The 17,985-nt window shown below is 28.7% G+C and carries 28 protein-coding genes and 1 pseudogene; 28 read left to right on the plus strand and 1 reads right to left on the minus strand.

What is annotated here, in order from left to right; genetic code table 4:
- Positions 1-173: 173 nt before the first annotated feature.
- Positions 174-863, minus strand: a complete 690-nt coding sequence (locus tag P344_RS01065) for a GntR family transcriptional regulator (protein ID WP_025317043.1) — start codon at positions 861-863, stop codon at positions 174-176.
- 93 nt (positions 864-956) lie between these two features.
- On the opposite strand from P344_RS01065, the gene P344_RS08045 reads away from it, so the two are divergent.
- The 28 genes and pseudogenes from P344_RS08045 (at position 957) to P344_RS01155 (ending at position 17,967) form a co-directional block, all read left to right on the plus strand.
- On the plus strand, positions 957-1,055 hold the full coding sequence (locus P344_RS08045; protein WP_408069010.1) for a glucuronate isomerase: 99 nt from the start codon (positions 957-959) through the stop codon (positions 1,053-1,055).
- A gap of 222 nt (positions 1,056-1,277) precedes the next feature.
- The gene (locus tag P344_RS08050) at positions 1,278-1,589 is read left to right on the plus strand and encodes a glucuronate isomerase (RefSeq protein WP_025317044.1); all 312 of its coding nucleotides are present in this window, start codon (positions 1,278-1,280) and stop codon (positions 1,587-1,589) included.
- 44 nt (positions 1,590-1,633) lie between these two features.
- Positions 1,634-1,843: a glucuronate isomerase gene (locus P344_RS07775; RefSeq protein ID WP_269078620.1), complete on the plus strand. Its 210-nt coding sequence runs from the start codon at positions 1,634-1,636 to the stop codon at positions 1,841-1,843.
- 17 nt (positions 1,844-1,860) lie between these two features.
- Positions 1,861-2,274, plus strand: a pseudogene (locus P344_RS07780) (glucuronate isomerase).
- 66 nt (positions 2,275-2,340) lie between these two features.
- Positions 2,341-2,772, plus strand: a complete 432-nt coding sequence (locus P344_RS07040; RefSeq protein WP_201773797.1) for an SDR family NAD(P)-dependent oxidoreductase — start codon at positions 2,341-2,343, stop codon at positions 2,770-2,772.
- Between the two features lie 314 nt (positions 2,773-3,086).
- Positions 3,087-3,422, plus strand: a complete 336-nt coding sequence (locus P344_RS06260; RefSeq protein WP_081717376.1) for a mannonate dehydratase — start codon at positions 3,087-3,089, stop codon at positions 3,420-3,422.
- A 31-nt stretch (positions 3,423-3,453) separates the two neighbouring features.
- Positions 3,454-4,116 carry a mannonate dehydratase gene (locus P344_RS06265; protein ID WP_081717377.1) on the plus strand — a complete coding sequence of 221 codons (663 nt, stop codon included), beginning with the start codon at positions 3,454-3,456 and terminating at the stop codon, positions 4,114-4,116.
- A gap of 168 nt (positions 4,117-4,284) precedes the next feature.
- The gene (locus tag P344_RS01085; RefSeq protein ID WP_025317048.1) at positions 4,285-5,586 is read left to right on the plus strand and encodes an adenylosuccinate synthase; all 1,302 of its coding nucleotides are present in this window, start codon (positions 4,285-4,287) and stop codon (positions 5,584-5,586) included.
- A 5-nt stretch (positions 5,587-5,591) separates the two neighbouring features.
- Positions 5,592-6,893 carry an adenylosuccinate lyase gene (gene purB, locus P344_RS01090; protein WP_025317049.1) on the plus strand — a complete coding sequence of 434 codons (1,302 nt, stop codon included), beginning with the start codon at positions 5,592-5,594 and terminating at the stop codon, positions 6,891-6,893.
- Between the two features lies 1 nt (position 6,894).
- Positions 6,895-7,464, plus strand: coding sequence for an aminoacyl-tRNA hydrolase (gene pth / locus P344_RS01095; RefSeq protein WP_025317050.1), 570 nt, complete (start codon positions 6,895-6,897; stop codon positions 7,462-7,464).
- Positions 7,465-7,466: 2 nt separating this feature from the next.
- Positions 7,467-8,339 (plus strand): 16S rRNA (cytidine(1402)-2'-O)-methyltransferase, encoded by an 873-nt coding sequence (gene rsmI, locus P344_RS01100; RefSeq protein WP_038677546.1) that lies wholly within the window; start codon positions 7,467-7,469, stop codon positions 8,337-8,339.
- A 177-nt stretch (positions 8,340-8,516) separates the two neighbouring features.
- Positions 8,517-8,714, plus strand: a complete 198-nt coding sequence (locus tag P344_RS05940) for a hypothetical protein (protein ID WP_025317052.1) — start codon at positions 8,517-8,519, stop codon at positions 8,712-8,714.
- A gap of 662 nt (positions 8,715-9,376) precedes the next feature.
- A complete protein-coding gene (locus P344_RS01110) occupies positions 9,377-10,249 on the plus strand; it encodes a hypothetical protein (protein WP_025317054.1) in 873 nt (290 codons plus the stop codon).
- A gap of 230 nt (positions 10,250-10,479) precedes the next feature.
- On the plus strand, positions 10,480-10,623 hold the full coding sequence (locus P344_RS06535) for a hypothetical protein (protein WP_156028505.1): 144 nt from the start codon (positions 10,480-10,482) through the stop codon (positions 10,621-10,623).
- A 36-nt stretch (positions 10,624-10,659) separates the two neighbouring features.
- Positions 10,660-10,941, plus strand: coding sequence for a hypothetical protein (locus P344_RS01115; RefSeq protein WP_025317055.1), 282 nt, complete (start codon positions 10,660-10,662; stop codon positions 10,939-10,941).
- 427 nt (positions 10,942-11,368) lie between these two features.
- The gene (locus P344_RS01125; protein WP_038677548.1) at positions 11,369-11,629 is read left to right on the plus strand and encodes a hypothetical protein; all 261 of its coding nucleotides are present in this window, start codon (positions 11,369-11,371) and stop codon (positions 11,627-11,629) included.
- A 14-nt stretch (positions 11,630-11,643) separates the two neighbouring features.
- Positions 11,644-11,778, plus strand: a complete 135-nt coding sequence (locus P344_RS07785) for a hypothetical protein (protein WP_269078606.1) — start codon at positions 11,644-11,646, stop codon at positions 11,776-11,778.
- 481 nt (positions 11,779-12,259) lie between these two features.
- Positions 12,260-12,898, plus strand: coding sequence for a hypothetical protein (locus P344_RS05950; RefSeq protein WP_025317058.1), 639 nt, complete (start codon positions 12,260-12,262; stop codon positions 12,896-12,898).
- A gap of 15 nt (positions 12,899-12,913) precedes the next feature.
- Positions 12,914-13,207: a hypothetical protein gene (locus P344_RS05955; RefSeq protein ID WP_025317059.1), complete on the plus strand. Its 294-nt coding sequence runs from the start codon at positions 12,914-12,916 to the stop codon at positions 13,205-13,207.
- Complete coding sequence (locus P344_RS05960; protein WP_025317060.1) at positions 13,207-13,518, plus strand: hypothetical protein; 312 nt, start codon at positions 13,207-13,209, stop codon at positions 13,516-13,518. Before P344_RS05955 ends, P344_RS05960 begins: the two co-directional genes overlap by 1 nt.
- On the plus strand, positions 13,505-13,660 hold the full coding sequence (locus P344_RS06270; protein ID WP_158500447.1) for a glycoside hydrolase domain-containing protein: 156 nt from the start codon (positions 13,505-13,507) through the stop codon (positions 13,658-13,660). Before P344_RS05960 ends, P344_RS06270 begins: the two co-directional genes overlap by 14 nt.
- A gap of 50 nt (positions 13,661-13,710) precedes the next feature.
- Positions 13,711-13,875 (plus strand): hypothetical protein, encoded by a 165-nt coding sequence (locus P344_RS06540; RefSeq protein WP_156028506.1) that lies wholly within the window; start codon positions 13,711-13,713, stop codon positions 13,873-13,875.
- Between the two features lie 63 nt (positions 13,876-13,938).
- Positions 13,939-14,085, plus strand: a complete 147-nt coding sequence (locus P344_RS06545; protein ID WP_156028507.1) for a hypothetical protein — start codon at positions 13,939-13,941, stop codon at positions 14,083-14,085.
- Positions 14,086-14,142: 57 nt separating this feature from the next.
- Positions 14,143-14,328, plus strand: coding sequence for a hypothetical protein (locus P344_RS01135; RefSeq protein ID WP_025317061.1), 186 nt, complete (start codon positions 14,143-14,145; stop codon positions 14,326-14,328).
- Between the two features lie 556 nt (positions 14,329-14,884).
- Positions 14,885-15,124, plus strand: coding sequence for a hypothetical protein (locus tag P344_RS01140; RefSeq protein ID WP_025317062.1), 240 nt, complete (start codon positions 14,885-14,887; stop codon positions 15,122-15,124).
- Positions 15,125-15,141: 17 nt separating this feature from the next.
- On the plus strand, positions 15,142-15,450 hold the full coding sequence (locus P344_RS06550; RefSeq protein ID WP_148552276.1) for a hypothetical protein: 309 nt from the start codon (positions 15,142-15,144) through the stop codon (positions 15,448-15,450).
- Between the two features lie 747 nt (positions 15,451-16,197).
- The gene (locus tag P344_RS01150; RefSeq protein ID WP_025317064.1) at positions 16,198-16,380 is read left to right on the plus strand and encodes a hypothetical protein; all 183 of its coding nucleotides are present in this window, start codon (positions 16,198-16,200) and stop codon (positions 16,378-16,380) included.
- A gap of 225 nt (positions 16,381-16,605) precedes the next feature.
- Complete coding sequence (locus P344_RS01155; RefSeq protein WP_148552277.1) at positions 16,606-17,967, plus strand: hypothetical protein; 1,362 nt, start codon at positions 16,606-16,608, stop codon at positions 17,965-17,967.
- Positions 17,968-17,985 lie beyond the last annotated feature (18 nt).

Below are 17,985 nucleotides of genomic sequence, written 5' to 3' on the forward strand. Positions count from 1 at the left end.
CAAGCAATTGCTTTTGTGCTGTTGTGGTACGAATTACTGCCACAATTTTTTCGTTCTTTAATGTTAATAGAACATTTTCCATTTCTTTCACCTCACAAAACTACTATATTACTTTTTTAACTTATATACAAGTTAAAAAATAAAAAAATAAATAACCCTTTAATTGACAAGGATTATTTAAAAATATTAGGAAATTTTTGGCGCATATAAGGAATTGTTTTTAAAAAGTTATGGGTATGATTTTGCATAAATTGATCAATTTTATCAATCCAACCATTTTTAATAATTTCCAACTCTTCTTTATGCTGGTTTAACACAATATCTAGGTTAATTTGATCAATTACTTCAATAATTCGAATCCGATCGTAACTTGCCGCCATTTCTCGTAACTTGGTTCAAATATGTTCATGGTTAGCACCAAGGAAAATTAAACGATGAAATTCATTATTTAATTCATAAAATTTCATTACATCAAAAATTTCTTGACTAATTAATTTTTCTTGTTTTTGAATAATTTTTTCTAGGTGGCTTCATACTTTTTTGTCAAATTTAACACAAGCTTGTTTTAAAATTTCAATTTCAACGGCTTTCCGAACTAAGATGCCATCTTCTGCTTGTTGAATATCAATTTTAGAAACAAATGAACCTTTTTGGGGCAAAATGTCAATTAACCCTTCTGTTTGTAAAACTTTTAAAGCTTCGCGAATTGGAGTCCGCGAAATATTTAATTGTTTACTTAATTCATTTTCAGAGATTAAAGTACCAGGTAAAATTACAAATTCAAGAATATTTTGCTTTAGTAGTTGGTATGCATAATCACGAGAATTTAAACTGCTTAAATTTTTGTCTTTCTTAATAAACATTACTGTTACTCTGCTACCTTTCTATTTTTTCTATAATTTTATTCTATCAAAAATCTTTTAATAAAAATCATTAAAATCATGTAAATACCAATTTTAGATTATTATAATCATTTAGTTGCCAAAGAATTAGCCGATAATATTGGTTTTTGTAATTTAACGGAATTATGGTTAAAAGGTGGCCATTATAAATAACGACAAATGCGAACATGTGGAATTCAAGAAAAATATATTACTGGTGATGCTAATGATTATGATAAGTATTTAAAATGAGTTTAATGTTGTGAAATGTTAATTGGTAATCCCTTAATCCAATGATTTCAACTAGAGTTGAGAATTTACTTGGGAATTACCAAAACATTAATATTAAAAAATGCTAAAGCAATTTAAGGTGAAGCCCAAGCAAAATTATCAACAATGACTTGTCGAACATTTTTAGAAAAATCTAATGTTTATGCAATTTGTATAACCGATGATCCCATTGATAATTTAGAATATCACCAAGAATTAAAAACTTCATGACCAGTGCTAAAAGTAATTAGCAATTTCCGTCCGGATAAAGTGATGAAAATTAATACCGATGGTTTTGGTGATTATATTGCAAAGCTAAGTAGTGTTAGTGGAACTAATATTAAAGATTATGATTCTTTAATGAATGCTTTAAAAAAAAGAATTAATTTTTATGACCAAATGGGTGGTAAAACAGCCGAGCATGGTTTAAAGGTTTAAATGAACTTCAATTTATTCCAACTACAATTGCTGAAGCAAACACAATTGTTAAAAAACGATTGAGTGGTCAAAAATTAACTGAAGAAGAATTCTTTAAATTTATTTCAGCATTATTATTAGATCTATCTAGAATTTATAAAAAATATAAATGAGTAATGTTATGATATATTAATTGTTTACGCAACAATAATCTGGAATTATTTAAAAAATTAGGTAGTGATATTGGTACTGACAGTACCGCGGAAGGATTTTAGCAAAACCGTTAAATCAAATGTTAGGAATTTTAAAAGCGGAAGGAAACTTGGAAAAATTAAGTATCTTTTCATTAAACTCTAATAATTGAGCTGCGATTGCTACTTTAACGGGAAATTTTCAAAATAATGATGACGGAATTAAAGGAACGATTCAGTTAGGAACCGCATGGTGATTTGCGGATACTTATACTGGTAATATTATGCAAATTGAAAAATTTGCTGAGTTGTCAACCTTAGGAATTAATATTTAGATGCTAACTAATTCGCGCGCTTACTCATCATTTGCTCGTCATGATTATTATCAAAGAATTTTATGTAATATGGTCGGAGAATGAGTGGAAAGAGGAAAGTGCGTGAATGATGATGCTATCTTGAAAAGATTAATTGAAGGGATTTGTTTTAACAATGCCAAAGAATATTTTGGATACTAATGTAATTGATTTTTAATTAAAAACTTTAGCTTAGTTAACAAAGTTGCCCTCATAACTTGGGGTAACATGCGGATTGGTTATGAGATTGCGTTAGCCTTAGCAAAAGCAGGAGCTGATTTATATATTTTTTGTTATGACAATACGAACACTGCACAAATGGGAAAGGAAGTAGTAAAATTAGGAAGAAAAATAGTTTTTAAATATGGTGATTTAACTAATTCAAAAACCTTAGTTCAAATTGTTCCGCATGTTTTGCAAAATTTTCAACACTTAGATATTGTTGTGAATAATGCTGGAGCTATTTTCCGAACACCAATTTTGGCCGGAACTGATGAAGAATGGCAGCGTGTAATTGCCATTAATTTAACCACTGTTTATCAGTTATCACGCGAAGCTGCACAGGTTATGGTTAACCAACAATCTGGTAAAATTATTAACATTGCTTCGATGTTATCTTATCAAGAAGGCAAATTTGTTCCTTCATATAACAGCTTCTAAACATGGGGTTTTGCTGGTTTAACCAAAGCCTTTTGTAATGAACTAGCAAGTTACAATATTCAAGTAAACGTCATTGCCCCCAGGTTATATTGAAACCGCAAAACCGATTCAATTTGTCAAGATCCTTTTCGCAGTGCAGAAATTTTAAACCGGATTCCAAGTGGACTTTGAGGACAACCCCGTAATTTAGGACTAACTGCTGTTTTTTGAGCATCACCTGCTAGTGTGATTATCTAAATGGTAGTTTAATTCCCGTGGATGGGGGGATGACTGGCCTGCTAATAAATTAAAAAAATAGAAAGAGGAAGAGAAATATGAAATTATCGTTTCGTTGATATGGCCCTGATAAGGACCCCATATCGTTAGAATATATTAGCCAAATACCAAATGTTGCTTCTATTGTTATGCAATGTTATAAATTTAAACCAGGATTGGCATGAGAAAGTGATAAAATTATTCGCATTAAAAAATTAATTAATGACCATCATTTAAACTGAGATGTTGTTGAGTGAATTCCTGTCCATGAAGATATTAAATTAGGACTACCAATCCGTGATAAATATATTAAAAATTATTGTACAACAATTGAAAGATTAGCAAAAGAGGGAATAAAAGTTATTTGTTATAATTTTATGCCTTCTTTTAACTAGGTGCGCACTGATTTATATAAAAAAATGGCGGATGGATAGTTCATTATGTGAAGCATATAACCAGTATGTAATTGAACAGTTAGATGCTAATAGTGCAATTAAGAAGTTCAAAGAACTACCAGCTTGAACTTTAAGTTTTCCAGATGAACAAACAGCAGAAATTTTTGGTGCATATCAAAAAATGAGTGATGAAGAATTATGAGATAATATTGCTTATTTTATTAACAAAGTAATACCGGTTTGTGACCGGGTAGGGGTTAAAATATCAATTCATCAAGTTGATCTCGCATGACCTATCTTTGGGATTCAACGGTTAATTATTAACGAAGAAAATTTAGCAATATTTTTAGCAATTAACCCATCACCAAATCATGGCTTAAGTTTATGTGTTGGTTCATTATCAACTAATTTAAAAAATAATATGGAGCAAATTGTGCGTCGCTTTGTTAGCCGCATTCATTTTACTCATATTCGTAATATTCGCTATGATACTCCGCACTCATTTTATGAAATTGCCCATGGTGATCATGATGGAGTTTTAGATTTACCAGCAATTGTAAAAACCTATGCTGATAATAACTACCAAGGTTATGCATGCCCCGGACCATGGCTGCGTAATTTTAGGTGAATAAAACCAACCCCATATTCCTGGATATGGATTATATGATCGGGCATTAGTGTTATCTTACATTAACGGATTATGAGATGTTTATCAAAAAACTAAAAAATAAATTATTTTTAACATAAATATTTATAATATTTATGTTTTTTTATTAATTACTTTAAAATTCTACATATTTATCTTATTTTATATTATTATTACCTTGTAAATAAAAAATCTAAAATTTAAGGAGAGAATAAAATGCAAGAAGATAAAATAAGAACTTTGGCTGTAGTTGGTAGTCAATGAGGCGATGAGGGAAAAGGAAAAATTACCGATTATTTTGCCCAATCAGCAGATTATGTTGTGCGATGAGCTGGTGGGGATAATGCTGGCCATACGATTGTTATTGGTGGGAAAAAATATAAATTAAGTATTGTTCCCTCGGGAGTTTTTAACCCAAATTCAATGAATGTCATTGCAAATGGTTGTGTTGTTAACTTACGTAAGTTAGTTAGTGAGATTAAGTATTTAGCGGAAAATGGTTATGATTGTAAAAACCTTCGAATTAGTAACCGTGCACATTTAATATTACCGTACCATATGAAAATTGATGAATTACAAGAAGAATATCGACAAGGTGATTTAATTGGAACTACTAAAAAAGGAGTAGGACCATGTTATCAAGATAAAGCTGAACGAATTGGAATTCGGGTGGGTGATTTATTTGGACCAGAAAACTTTAAGAAAAGATTAACGGCTAATTTAAAATTTAAAAATGAATTATTAACCAAATTCTTTAACGCTGATCCATTTAGTGTCCAAGAAATTTATGATGAATATTTGGAATTATTTAACCAAATTAAAGATTTAGTTACTGATACTTCATTACTAATTAATAATGCTATCAAAGCTGGCAAGAAGGTTTTATTTGAAGGAGCCCAAGGAGTTATGTTAGATCTGGACCATGGTACTTATCCATTTGTAACTTCTTCTAATCCTTCCGCAGCTTCAATCCCAACTGGATGTGGAATTGCGCCCCGTTATATTAGCAATGTAATTGGAATTGTGAAAGCATATAATACCAGAGTGGGAACCGGACCATTTCCTTCGGAAATTACTGGCGAAGTTGCAGATTATATTAGGGAAACTGGACATGAATATGGGACAGTATCAGGAAGAGCTCGCCGCATTGGGTGATTTGATGCAGTGTTAATGAAACATTCATTGCGAGTTAGTGGTTATACAAGTATGGCTATTATGTTATTAGATGTTTTAACTAGTCTTGATAAAATTAAAATTTGTACGAAATATCGTTACCAAGGGCAAGAAATTGATTATATACCAAGTACAATTGCCGAATATAATCAATGCCAGCCAATTTTTACGGAAGTTGATGGCTGAACAGAAGATATTAGTCAAGTTAAAACTTATGAAGAATTACCAACTAATGCTAAAAAATATTTAGCTAAATTATCAGAAATAGTTGGGGTTCCTATTAGTTTATTTTCCGTTGGTCCTGACCGTGCCCAAACAATTTTAATTGATAAGGAGATATTTTAATAGTTATGATTGAAAGATATTTGGTAAAAGAAATTTCTGACATTTGAAGTGATGACAATAAGTATGTAACATGAGGATTAGTCGAGTTATTAACTTGTAAAGGTTGAAATCACCTGGGTTTAATTAGTGATCAAGAAATTACTGCTTTAAAACAAAATCTAAAAGTTGATATTCCCCGTATGTTAGAAATTGAAACAGAAACCAAACATGATGTTGTCGCCTTTACGAGAATGTTATCAGAACATATGGGTCCAGAAAAAAGATGGATTCATTTTGGGTTAACTTCAACAGATGTTGTTGATACTAGTCAAAATTATCTAATTAAACAATCTAATCTTATTGTTGATAAGTATTTAAACTTATTATTAGCAAGTTTAAAAGCAAAAGCATTGCAATATAAAACCCAACTAATTATGGGGCGAACTCATGGAATGTACGGAGAGCCAACTTCGTTAGGATTAAAATTTTTACTGTGGTATGCGGAGTTAGGACGAAATATTAAACGTTTTAATTTTGCAAAAGAAAATATTGAGGTAGTGAAGTTAAGTGGTTCAGTTGGTAATTTTGCACACATTGAACCTGAAGTGGAAGCCTATGTTGCTAAAAAATTAGGATTAGGAATTGATCCAATTTCAACTCAAGTTACTTCCCGTGATCGTCATATTAATTTATTTACTAGTTTTAGTCAGATTGTTAGTCTATTAGAAAAAATGGCTATTGAATTTCGCCATTTCCAACGAAGTGAAGTTAACGAAATGGCGGAGGGGTTTAGTAAAAACCAAAAAGGTTCTTCTTCTATGCCTCATAAGAAAAATCCAATTAGTTCAGAAAATATTTCAGGTCTCGCCCGGTTAGTTCGCAGTAACATGTTAGTTACTTTTGAAAATAATTTATTGTGACATGAACGTGATATTTCGCATAGTAGTAATGAACGAATTATTTTACCAGATACTTATCATTTAGTGGTTTATTTATTAAAACGAATGATTAATGTTATTGATAATCTAGTTGTTAATAATGATAATATTAATCAACATTTAGCCCAAGCAAATAATATTTTTTATAGCCAAGTAGTGCTAACGGAAATTATTAAAAAGACAGCATATAGTCGCGAAGAAATTTATGATTTTATGCAAAAATGTACTTTAGAAACGCAACAAACAAACCAAGATTTTTTTCAAGTGTTAATTAAAAATAATGTTGAAAAATATCTATCAAAAGCAGAATTAATAAAATTATTTAATTTAAATTATTTTATTCGGAATGTGGATAAAATTTACGCTCGCGTGTTACAGAAGGAGTCATAAAATGAAATTAATTGTTGGTTTAGGAAACCCTGGGGATGAATATAAATACACTCGTCATAATATTGGTTTTTTAGCCTTAGACCGCTTAGTGGAAAAATTTAATCCGTATGGTCCGAAAAAAAATTTTAATGCTTTTTATTGAGAAACGAAAATCAATGATGAAAAAATTATTTTGATGAAGCCCCAAACTTATATGAATCTAAGTGGGAACGCGGTTTTAGCTATTAAGCAGTTTTATAAAATAAATTTAGAAGATATTATAATTATCCATGATGACAAGGATATTAAATTTGGGGCGTTAAAAATAAAAATGGGTGGTTCAAGTGCTGGTCAAAATGGAATTAAGGATTTAATTAATAAATTAGGGAGTAAAAATTTCAAACGGATTCAGGTTGGAATTGGTCGTGACCAACAAATTGATTTAAAAGATTGGGTTTTGGGAAAATTTACTAAACAGCAACTAGCAACTATTAATGATGATATTTTGGTTCGGATTGAAGAAATCTTTATTCGTTATTTGTTAAAACAAGAAAATTTTAATAAAATAATGATTTTATATAATGCAAAATAATAATGAAACAATATAGTTTTAAAAGTAATAATCCCAAACTTTATTTAATTGCGACTCCAATTGGAAATTTACAAGAATTTAGTCTCCGGGCAATAGCGATTCTTCAAAACGAAGTCGAGAAAATTTATTGTGAAGATACCCGCAATACCATTAAACTACTTAAGCATTTTAATATTAAAAAGAAATTAATATCCTTAAATAAGAATAATGAAAAAAAAAGATATCAAGAATTGCTTCATAGTATTGATCAGAGTGAATCAATTGCGTTAGTTAGTGATGCTGGATATCCGTTGATTAGTGATCCGGGTTATTATTTTGTTAACCATTTAATGCAAGAACTAAACTATGATATTGTACCAGTTAATGGATCTAGTGCTTTTTTAAGTGCGTTAATTAGTTCCGGTCTTGATCCTCGTCATTTTTTATTTTATGGTTTTTTAAGTCACCAGAAAAATAAAAAGCAGGGAGAATTAGAAAGTATACAACGGGTGCCGTACCCAATTATTTTTTATGAATCACCACACCGTCTAATTGAAACGTTACAATTATTATTAAAAATATTTAATGATCGGCAAATTTGTGTTGCCAAAGAAATGACAAAAATTCATGAACAATTTTATCGTGGTAAAATTAGTGATATTATAGAAGAAATTATGAAAGATGACAATTATCAGTTTGGAGAATATACCATTGTAATTGCCGGGAATGCTAAAAATTTAGCTGAGGTCTCGCTTAGTGATGAGCAATTAATTGCTGAAATTAATGTTTTAATTAAAGAACAAAATTATAAAGCAAAACAGGCAATTGATATTGTGGCAAATAAATACCACATTAGTAAAAATATTTTATATAATAAATATCATAAGAAAGACTAGCAGATCATTAAAGGTGTAAATTATGAAAAGTCAAAATATTAAGATCGCAAAATTAGTATTTTATCTAGCAATTATTGTGCTAGTTTTATTTTCACTGTCCTTATCTTTTTGGTACACTTTAATCCATTATAAATTAAATTTAATTAACTTTGCTTTTACACTTTTTCATGATGAAGTGTGCAAACTAGTTTAATTTTATTACTGTTTGCCATTGGTGGGGCAATTAATATTTTTTCGCCAAAATATCTGCAGTTTATTAATAATGATAATTTTAAATTATTCTTAGTTTTTATCTTCGTAGTAACTTTTTTTATCGTTGGCATCTTTGTTAGTTTAGTAACCAATACTAAATTTACACATAATAATGATGGATAAACAATTTACTACTGAATCTCAACCGCCATTGGCCATTGAATTTTACCCAGCGCCATTATTGTTTATTTTTTTGTTAATACAGAAGTTAAGGAAATTAATCTTAAAAAATTTTATTTAAAGGACTTGCATAAGTTCTATTATTTCCCAATTATTTATACAATTTATATTGCAATTCGCGAAGTTGTTTTATTAGTGCTTCCAGTTGATGAGAAGTTATTTAACTATGCCAAAGGGGTGGATAATTATTATGCCCCATATTTTTTTTCAAGATTTTCTCCATACTGCTTATTATATTTTATATTTAATTGTACTAGCAATTCTTATTTTCTTGATTTTAACAATTTTAATTTTAATTAATAATATTCATTATTATAGAAGAAAAAACCAGTTGCTTAAAAGAAGAATAATTTTATTTTTTCTTAATATTTATGCAATTAAAGAGTATAATAAATAAATGTAGGCGAAATATTAAAACTGAATCATAATTAGAGTATTCAAAATACCAAATTTATTCGTGAAGATAATTTTGGTATTTTTAATTAAAACAGCGAATAATAATTAATATTTATAAATGAAAAACTAATTAGGTTAATTAATATCATATTTTAGTTTTTTAGGATAAAATAATAGTGTTAATATACTAAAAAGAAGGGAAAACCAATATGTCAGAAAATAATTTTTGAAGTAATGTCGAAACTGGGATGAATAACTATTTAGCAAAATATTTAAGTTTGTTTAAAGAAAGTTACCAAAAACCAGAAGTTTATAAAGATGAAAAAGTTGATGCTTTTTTAAAAGGTTTAGAAGGTAAGGAAGGATTTGAACAAGTTTTTAATTATGTGCGGGTAGAAATTAAACCCTTATTTGACCAAATCCGTACTAGCTATTTAGTGAATAAAAAACCCGAAGAAATTGAACAAAATAAAATTAATACTTTAATTGAAGTAAGTAAACTATTTAATGCTATTATTCCGTTACCACGATTTTTAAATGATTTTATGGTGAGTGCTAAAGAATCATCACCGGTTGATTTAAATAAATTATTTGTTAATATGATGAAATTAGAAGTTAATGAATTAACAAAAATTTATGATGAAGAAATTAAAGGGATGGATCCGGTAATTGATAACTGTGTTACTGATTTAAGCAAATCAGAGGATGCCTTAGAAATTTGAAATTTTATTAACCAATTTGGGTTGTTCTTACAACGCGATATGGCCCTAACTGAATATAACCAAAGTGAAGAAGAAAAAAAATTTGATGAACAACTTAAAAACATTGATAAAATTGAACAAGACTTTAAAGATGGAAAAATTCAATTACCAGAATTTAATAAAGATTGCTTAGTGGAAGAAGTAAATAAATACCATAGTTTTGTAACGGAAATGACTCCGGAAACCCGCAAAGAAGTAGCTGACAAAGCAATTAATTACCGTAATAAAGTTTTACCATTAGTGCAAATTGTTCAATGTTTACATGATTTATTAATTAATATTTTAACAGCAACCAACATTATCAATGCTGATAAACAATAACTAAAATTTTAAAATATAACTTTGTTATCTTGAAATATTTTAAATTCAAGATATAATAGAAGTATGGAGTTAGATATAAATCTACTCTCGGCAAAAACGGGCATACCCGTTTTTTTTATTTACTAGTAATCAACGCTAATCGTGATTACATTTTTTTTATTTTTTTTGTTATGATAAAAGTCATATAAAATAAATTAAAACATTAACGTTGAGGGGAGAGTTTAATAACTGTGAAAAAAATAATGACCGTCTTTTTATTATTTTTTCCTGTCAGTGTAACTGTTACCAATGCCGTAATTGCTGTCATCTGAAAAGATACCAATGATATTAAATATTTAATTACGAAAGAAACTTTAACTCGTAATTATTTGTAGTCGTTAACAAGTTTACGTGGTTATGATGATGGGTTAATGCCTTCTATTAAAATAAATGTGCTATTAGCACTTAGCCAAAATGAGCCATGAATTGATATCAATACTTTAGATATTCAAGTCTATTATGGTGATATTAATGATAATAATTTTTATAAAGCAACTCCAATTGATTTTACCAATTTTAAAAATGATGGATTAATTTTATATTTTACCGTGGGAATTTTTACGAAAGCCGGGAAAAATATCAGGGTCATCAATTCATTAATTTTGATTTTTAACCAACCTAAGATTTTCCAACAGAAGATAAAGTTAGTTTAAATAATAATGGTACTCCAATTAATAGTATTGATAGGTTGGTCAAAGCTTGAAATAGTCTTTTACAAAACCAAGTTATTATTAATAATTTTAATCAGCAATTTAAAACAATGGGAGTTGACATTTCACTCAGGATGGGGTTACAATCTGGCCAAATGTTAATTAGTGGTGATACAAAAAATTATTTAAAATTAAGTGGTGAAGAAATTAAAGAAGATAATGACCATATTACAATAACTGAAATTTATTTAGTTATCTTCTTAATAAACTTCGTGCGGCTTTACTTAAAATTCCAGCAAATAATTTTCTACTACCCGTTGGTCAAGAAAATAATGTTAAAATTAAGGATATTAAAGATAACGGTTATGATTATAGTTATTTAGATTATGAGGTTACCCTAGACTTAACTTTAGAAGACTTATTAATTCCAATGTGCAATTATTTGATAACAATTATTAATAATATTTATCACAAGGAAATTGATCCTAATACTTTTAGTGTACAGTTTAAAAAGAATAGTTATGCAGATCCAACATTATTAGCTTTAACAACTCCAATTAGAAATTTATCAACTTTCACTAATCCCGAGGGGGATAAAAAACACTGGATATGAATTGAAATGTTTAATTCAATAGACACCTTGTTAAATATTTCATCAATTCCCGGGCTTCACTTAGCATTTAAGATTTAAAGGAGGATGCAAATATGGCATTAACATTACGTAATTTAACCACAACTTTTTTACTAACCACTTTGGTTGGTTTCTTAACTACTTTAACAGTTGCTTGTGCTCGGACATTTACAAACGCCAGTGGTGGAAACCATAGTTATGAGAATTAATAAAATTTTAGAAATATCAAAAATACTACTAATTACTTTTTTATTTTCCCCAATAAAAAATATATTATTGTCTTTTGTAAAACCATAAAGCGCTTGGCTAACATTAATTTCACCCAGTATGGTTGTGATGATTGCGGACCGGTTCCGGATGATAATGTTTATTTTCATACTTTTTTGGAAATGCTAAATTTACTTATTCTGTTTATTTAGCTGAATTGCAACCGTAATTTTATGGAATTCGCGATAATTTATTTAATTGTCAAAATGATAACCCGATCTTAACAACTTGAAAAAATAAATATACTAATTTAAAGTTAATTATTTTAAATAAACTTAGTTTGGATAAATTTAATGATCTATCACTAAGAGTAATTGACAATGATGATCCTAATATTGAAGTTCAAGCAAATTTTTAATATTTATTAAAGTGCATAATAATGCTTCTGGTTGCGACAAGGATATTTATCAAGGAACCCAATATATGCCTGATGCCATTGGTCCAAGTAAGTTGTCTACTTTAAGTTTTGATGTGCAGCCAATTTGAATTAGTATCTATACAAAGAATGATGCTCGTAGTGGCTTTCATAATTTAAAATTAGAATTAAAATTCAATGTTAACGGGCAAAATATTACCTTAACCCGTCCGTTACAATTGAATGTTAAAAATTATCAGTTAGTAATGGATGATTCCCAACAAGAGCCAAGTGAACGGTTTGGTTTTAATGCAACTTCTTATTCCTCAAATGCAATGAATTATGTTGAAAAAACGACTAATAATTTAACTACAAATAGTTTGAGTACAACAGCTGATCAAATTGGCTCCCGACCAACGAACATTCCCTATTATTTAACTGACACTTATCAGCCATATTTAATTGAACATTTAAAAACCTTAAAAAGAACAAATAACTTTTATTTATATGGAACTGGTTTTAGTCACCAGTTAATTCAATGAACAGGAAAATTATCAAAAAGTGGTTGAAGTGACCAGCAGTATGAAGATTATATTAAAAATAACAACTTTAGTGATATTATTAAAGATAAGAACTGGACATGAACATTTGATTTTACAGTGTTAGATGCCTATTTAAAATTAGCAGCTAAACTAGGATATCGATAATTTCTTTTTACAACAATGGATATCGGAAATTTTAGTTTTTGGTATTTAAAAGGAGCAAGTGCTACGCAAGGACCCCAACGTGATTTTAAAGTTTTGCTAGTTAATGCGAGTAATGGAATGCCAGGGAGTGATTTTAATAATTATTTGGAATTTTTACATAGTAAACTAATTAAAGCCTTATCTGAATATTGGCACCAAGTTTACCAAAAACTGGAATACAAAACTCTGGATGGTAAAACAATAACGCTTTATGATTCATTTGATGAACTGGCGGATAAAACGAATGAACTAACGATGAAAAAATATTAATGACAATGATCAGTAAGTATCATCTAATTAAGTCAAATGTTTTTGCTGGGTGAAGATTTAAATATGATCCGTTTAACAAAAAAGAAATCCAGGAAATCTTTTTGAACAAGTATAACCAAATGATTTTACAACAACGGGAAATTGTTCAAAAATTTAATAATTTAAATATTTATAAATTACGAAGTAATATTTTATGTCGTAAATCATTAGAAAATTCGACAATGATTTATAGTTCATGAAATAATTTCCCGGTCTCATATTTACAGTCTGATAATAGTAAGCAAGTATGAGAAACCATTGCTGGCTTATAAAGTAGGGGCGAATGGTTATGTCCGTTGGGCGTATAATTTTTATAGTGATGATTATTACAAATTAGGAGAAGTCAGTTCCGAGTTTGAAGCAGGGGATAATTTCTTAGTTTATCCGGGTGATATTAAAGGGCGCCTCGTTTAAGTATACGTTTTTTAAACTATTTAGCTGGAGTTCAAGAAGTAGATAAGATAATGCAGTTAATTGAGTTTTACCCCAACAAGCGTTATGACATTAACCGCGCGTTAAATACAATTGGATTTGCCGGAACCACAGCCCGGGATAATAAATATAAATGATATCCCCAAGATTTTACAATTAATGATGTTAAGTTTTTACAACCAGGTTTACACTACTAAAAAATAGTTGGGGAACAAGTTTATGAGTTATTTATGTATATTGATACATTTTAAGGAGGCACCATGAAAAGATTACTTTTAAGTTTAATGTCCTTAAATTTTACATTAACTGCTAGTTTGTCATTAATTAGTTGTCATCAAACAACTGTTAAAGCTGATATTTTTGACTTGTTAACGATTAAACCAGAAATTTTAACGAAGCATCATTAAACAATTGACCAGTTATTATGGGCTAACAATGGGAAGTTTGGTAGTTTACGCAACCATGTGATAGCGATTATTAGTCAAGAACTACCACAGTTAGACTTGTTAAAACTTAAGGCTGATATTTATTATGGTAATCAAACGACAGTTAATCCCGAATTATTAATTAATTTTAATGATATCAATAACTTAGCTCCAATATTTAATTTTGCTGTACATTTAATGCCCTCTAAATATGGACATTATTAAAATGAAAAATGAATTCATTTTGAAAAGCACATTGATTTTTTAAACTTAGATGTTTTCAAGAATGCAACATATGTTTATAATGATCACCCTTTAAAATTTAATCCTGCAGAATTATTAACAACTTTTATTAATAACTATAATAGTATTATTACGAGCAAAGCAGCTAATTCAGAAATCAAAACATATTTGCAAACCCAAAATCTAATTAATAACAATCTGGAGTTACCAACGGAATTTATTTAAAATTAATTATCAAAACTATCAAGAAAATTTAACTAATTATCTTACTTTTAAAGAAGACGATGCGAATTTAGTTTTTAATCCTGCTGATAAAGTTTTAGTTCAACAAGAATTAGCAGCAAAAGGATTGCAATTTCATACCACTAACTTTTTAACAGGCTGAAAAGTAACAATTGATGGTAGTGATTTTAATACAAATGATTGGCCTTATATTGACTGAAAAACCGTTACCAAAAACTTATGCTAAAACAACATTAGTTCAAGATGTAATTGAATTGAAGATACGAGAACTTATCTAGCCGCGCATATTGCGCATGTGTATAATTCCCATTTCTTAACTAGTCAAGATATTGAAATTGTTATTAAAAAAAGTTACCAACCAAATGCTGATGATGCGTGACCATTAACAACCCCACTAGTTAATTTATGAAAAACTGCCGACCATGGTAATTTAAATTATGCTTATGTTTGAATTAGCAAAAGTAATAATAGTTTATTAACAGTGGATAATAGTAAAAGTGTGGCCGGAACCCATATTACGTTTAAAATAAGTTAGAAAAGAGGAAAAACCATATGGTGAGAAAATTAGAAGTATTTAAATATTTTATTAGTACAAATCTTTGTTTGGTACTTTTTAGTATTGTGGTGGTGGGAATGTTTTATTGAAAAAATTTTCAAATTACTAAAAAAAAAGTATCTATTTTAAAAAGTAACCTTTTTTATTATGTGATTTATTTTTCATTACAAATTATAATCATCTTAACAATAGTTGACATTATATTATTATTTACAACTTCTAACTTCTATTTTATTAGTAACCCACCGTTAACTTGGTCATATTCATCATGGTTTATTTTGTCATTTATTATTAACGATAATTAGTGGTTTATTATTCTGTGGTTTTTGTTGTGTTTTATACTTTAAACGTTGAAAATTAATGTTATATTTTACTGATGATACTATGGGAATTTTTTTGATCAAATTAATTGGGTTAACTTAAACGCTAGCATAATAAAATATCACCAGGGATTAATTTTTAAATTTAATAACCAGTTTATTGAGTACCACGAAAATAATCCTTTTTCAAATTTCTTATTAAAAATTTTAAATTTAACTGTTTTTACCGAATAAGATCCTACTGTTTTCCATAAGGTTAATTTTTTAAGAATTAACAAATACTCATTTGTAAAAATTGATTCCCAAAAAAATGATGCTAATTTTATTACGAAAGTTTATCCCACCTTAATGTGAAAGCAACTAATAAATTGAACTATCTTATTTTTTTATTTTTATTAATCTTTTACTAATAATTTTTATTTTTGTAGCCGGAATTGTCCCCTGATCGCCTAAATTATGAGACTTTTATCATTATTCTCAACAAAAATATGTTTTAGTTACAAATAATATCATTTATATCCTTGCTATAATTATTGTTATTTTTAATTTTTTGATTTTAACCGGGTTGGGAATTAAATTATTTATTAATATTTATAGTCAGAATTGAAAAAGTTTACTTTTTAATATTACTAAAATAATTTGTAGTGTCATTATTATTACTTTAAGTCTTTACTTTTTAACAAGTTTAATTGATTTTTTGATTATTTTAATGATAAAATAAGTAATTCTGATGTGGTGGTTCCAATTAATGTAAATGATTTGCTAATTTTATTAAACCAAGACTATGTCAAAGGGATGGGAGTTGTCATTTTATTGCAAATTATTTTCACAGGTTATATTATTGAGAATTTAACATATGAATTAATAATTAATTTTCAGACCCACCCAACAAATTGTAAAAAAATTATTGATTAATCATCACTATTGATGAACTTTGTTTAAAATTAAGAAAGATTAATCCTCAACAATTAGGCCCGTCCAAAAAAATGGGAACGAAAGCGAATAAAATTTAAATTTTTATGATAAAATATATCAGTATATGGTCAAAGTAGTATAAAAGTTAGGGTGAAAAAAATGAATCCAATAGGCATGCATAACAATCTTTTTTATTGTTCCCCAAATTGTCAGGGTCATTTTAACGTGGGCGCAAATTATGGTTATTATCATCAATATCCAATTCCAGGGCAGTATCAGTATCAATATCCACAGTATCTGCAACCGCAAAATCTGCAACCACAACCTTGTTCGCCATTAGTAGCCTTTCAACAACCAACAATAATACCACCATTTCCAAATCCAATGGCATTAAATAATTTTGCTGGTTACCAGCCAAGCCAGTATCAACAATTTGCTCAGTATCCTAATATGTTACCACCACATAATATCGGTGTAAATAATGAAAGATTGTATGCACGGGCTCCAGAACCATACCAACCAAAGGTGAAAACTTATAATGCTCAGGATGAGTATAACTGGGCAGTTCATATTTCAGAAATTTTAGATGAGTTTGTTAATCGAAATCGTCCTAAAAATAAATTTAGTGCAGAGCATGATTCATACGATATAATAACAACTTTAAACAATTCAATTAACAACCTAAATAATGCAGTTAAACATAATCAAGAATTAATTAAAGCAGCTAATTTATCAGAACCATCTGCTCCAATTAGTAATATATCAACAGATGATGTTAAGAAAGAGCAAGTTTTAGCAGCTAAAGTTTCATCGGCGTTACCAACAACTGAAAACTTAACTGATGCTGACATTCCTTTAGTAACACCAAAGATAATAGAAACACCGTTGGAAAATGAAGGTAATCATAATCATTTATTTTTTGATCCTAGTGTTATTAATGAACTTGATGATCACGAGTTTTTGAACTTACCAGATGATGAATTAAGAGAGGATATCCAAGAATTTACTAAAATTGAGGAAATGCCCAAGGTAGAAATTTTAGACAATAATCACAGTTATCAACAAAGTTATGATGATGAAGATTACTACCAAGACGAAGTTAAATTAAATGATGAATTAGCAGGGATCTTAGAAGCAGTTGACGAAGAAGCGGGCGTTGAAAATACTGTTCCCCTTGCTACAATTTATAAGAATATTACTTTAAAAACGCCAACAGGAAAAGTTAGTGCCCAAGAAGTTTATGAATATATGTTTGATGAATATGGACATAATAAAGTTGGTCAGTTTGATGTAATGGAAAAGTTTGGATTAACTGATAAACAATATATTAAATTATTAAATAATTTTTATGATATTGACGGGCCAACACAAAAAATCAAACAACCAAAATTAAAACAGCCACGAAAAATTAACAAAAAAGCATTGATAATATCCTTAGCTGTGATTTTAACGCTTGCTGTTTTAGTTGCAATTTTAATTGTTTTATATTTTGAAGTACCATCTGTGCATGATAAATTCCAAATTGCGATTGATAAGATTAGTGGTGGATGAAATCAAATGATTATGTCAATTAAAAACAAACTATAAATAAATATTTATAGTTTG

Source organism: Spiroplasma mirum ATCC 29335 (genome assembly GCF_000565195.1).
In the GTDB taxonomy this organism is placed as follows: domain Bacteria; phylum Bacillota_I; class Bacilli_A; order Mycoplasmatales; family Mycoplasmataceae; genus Spiroplasma; species Spiroplasma mirum.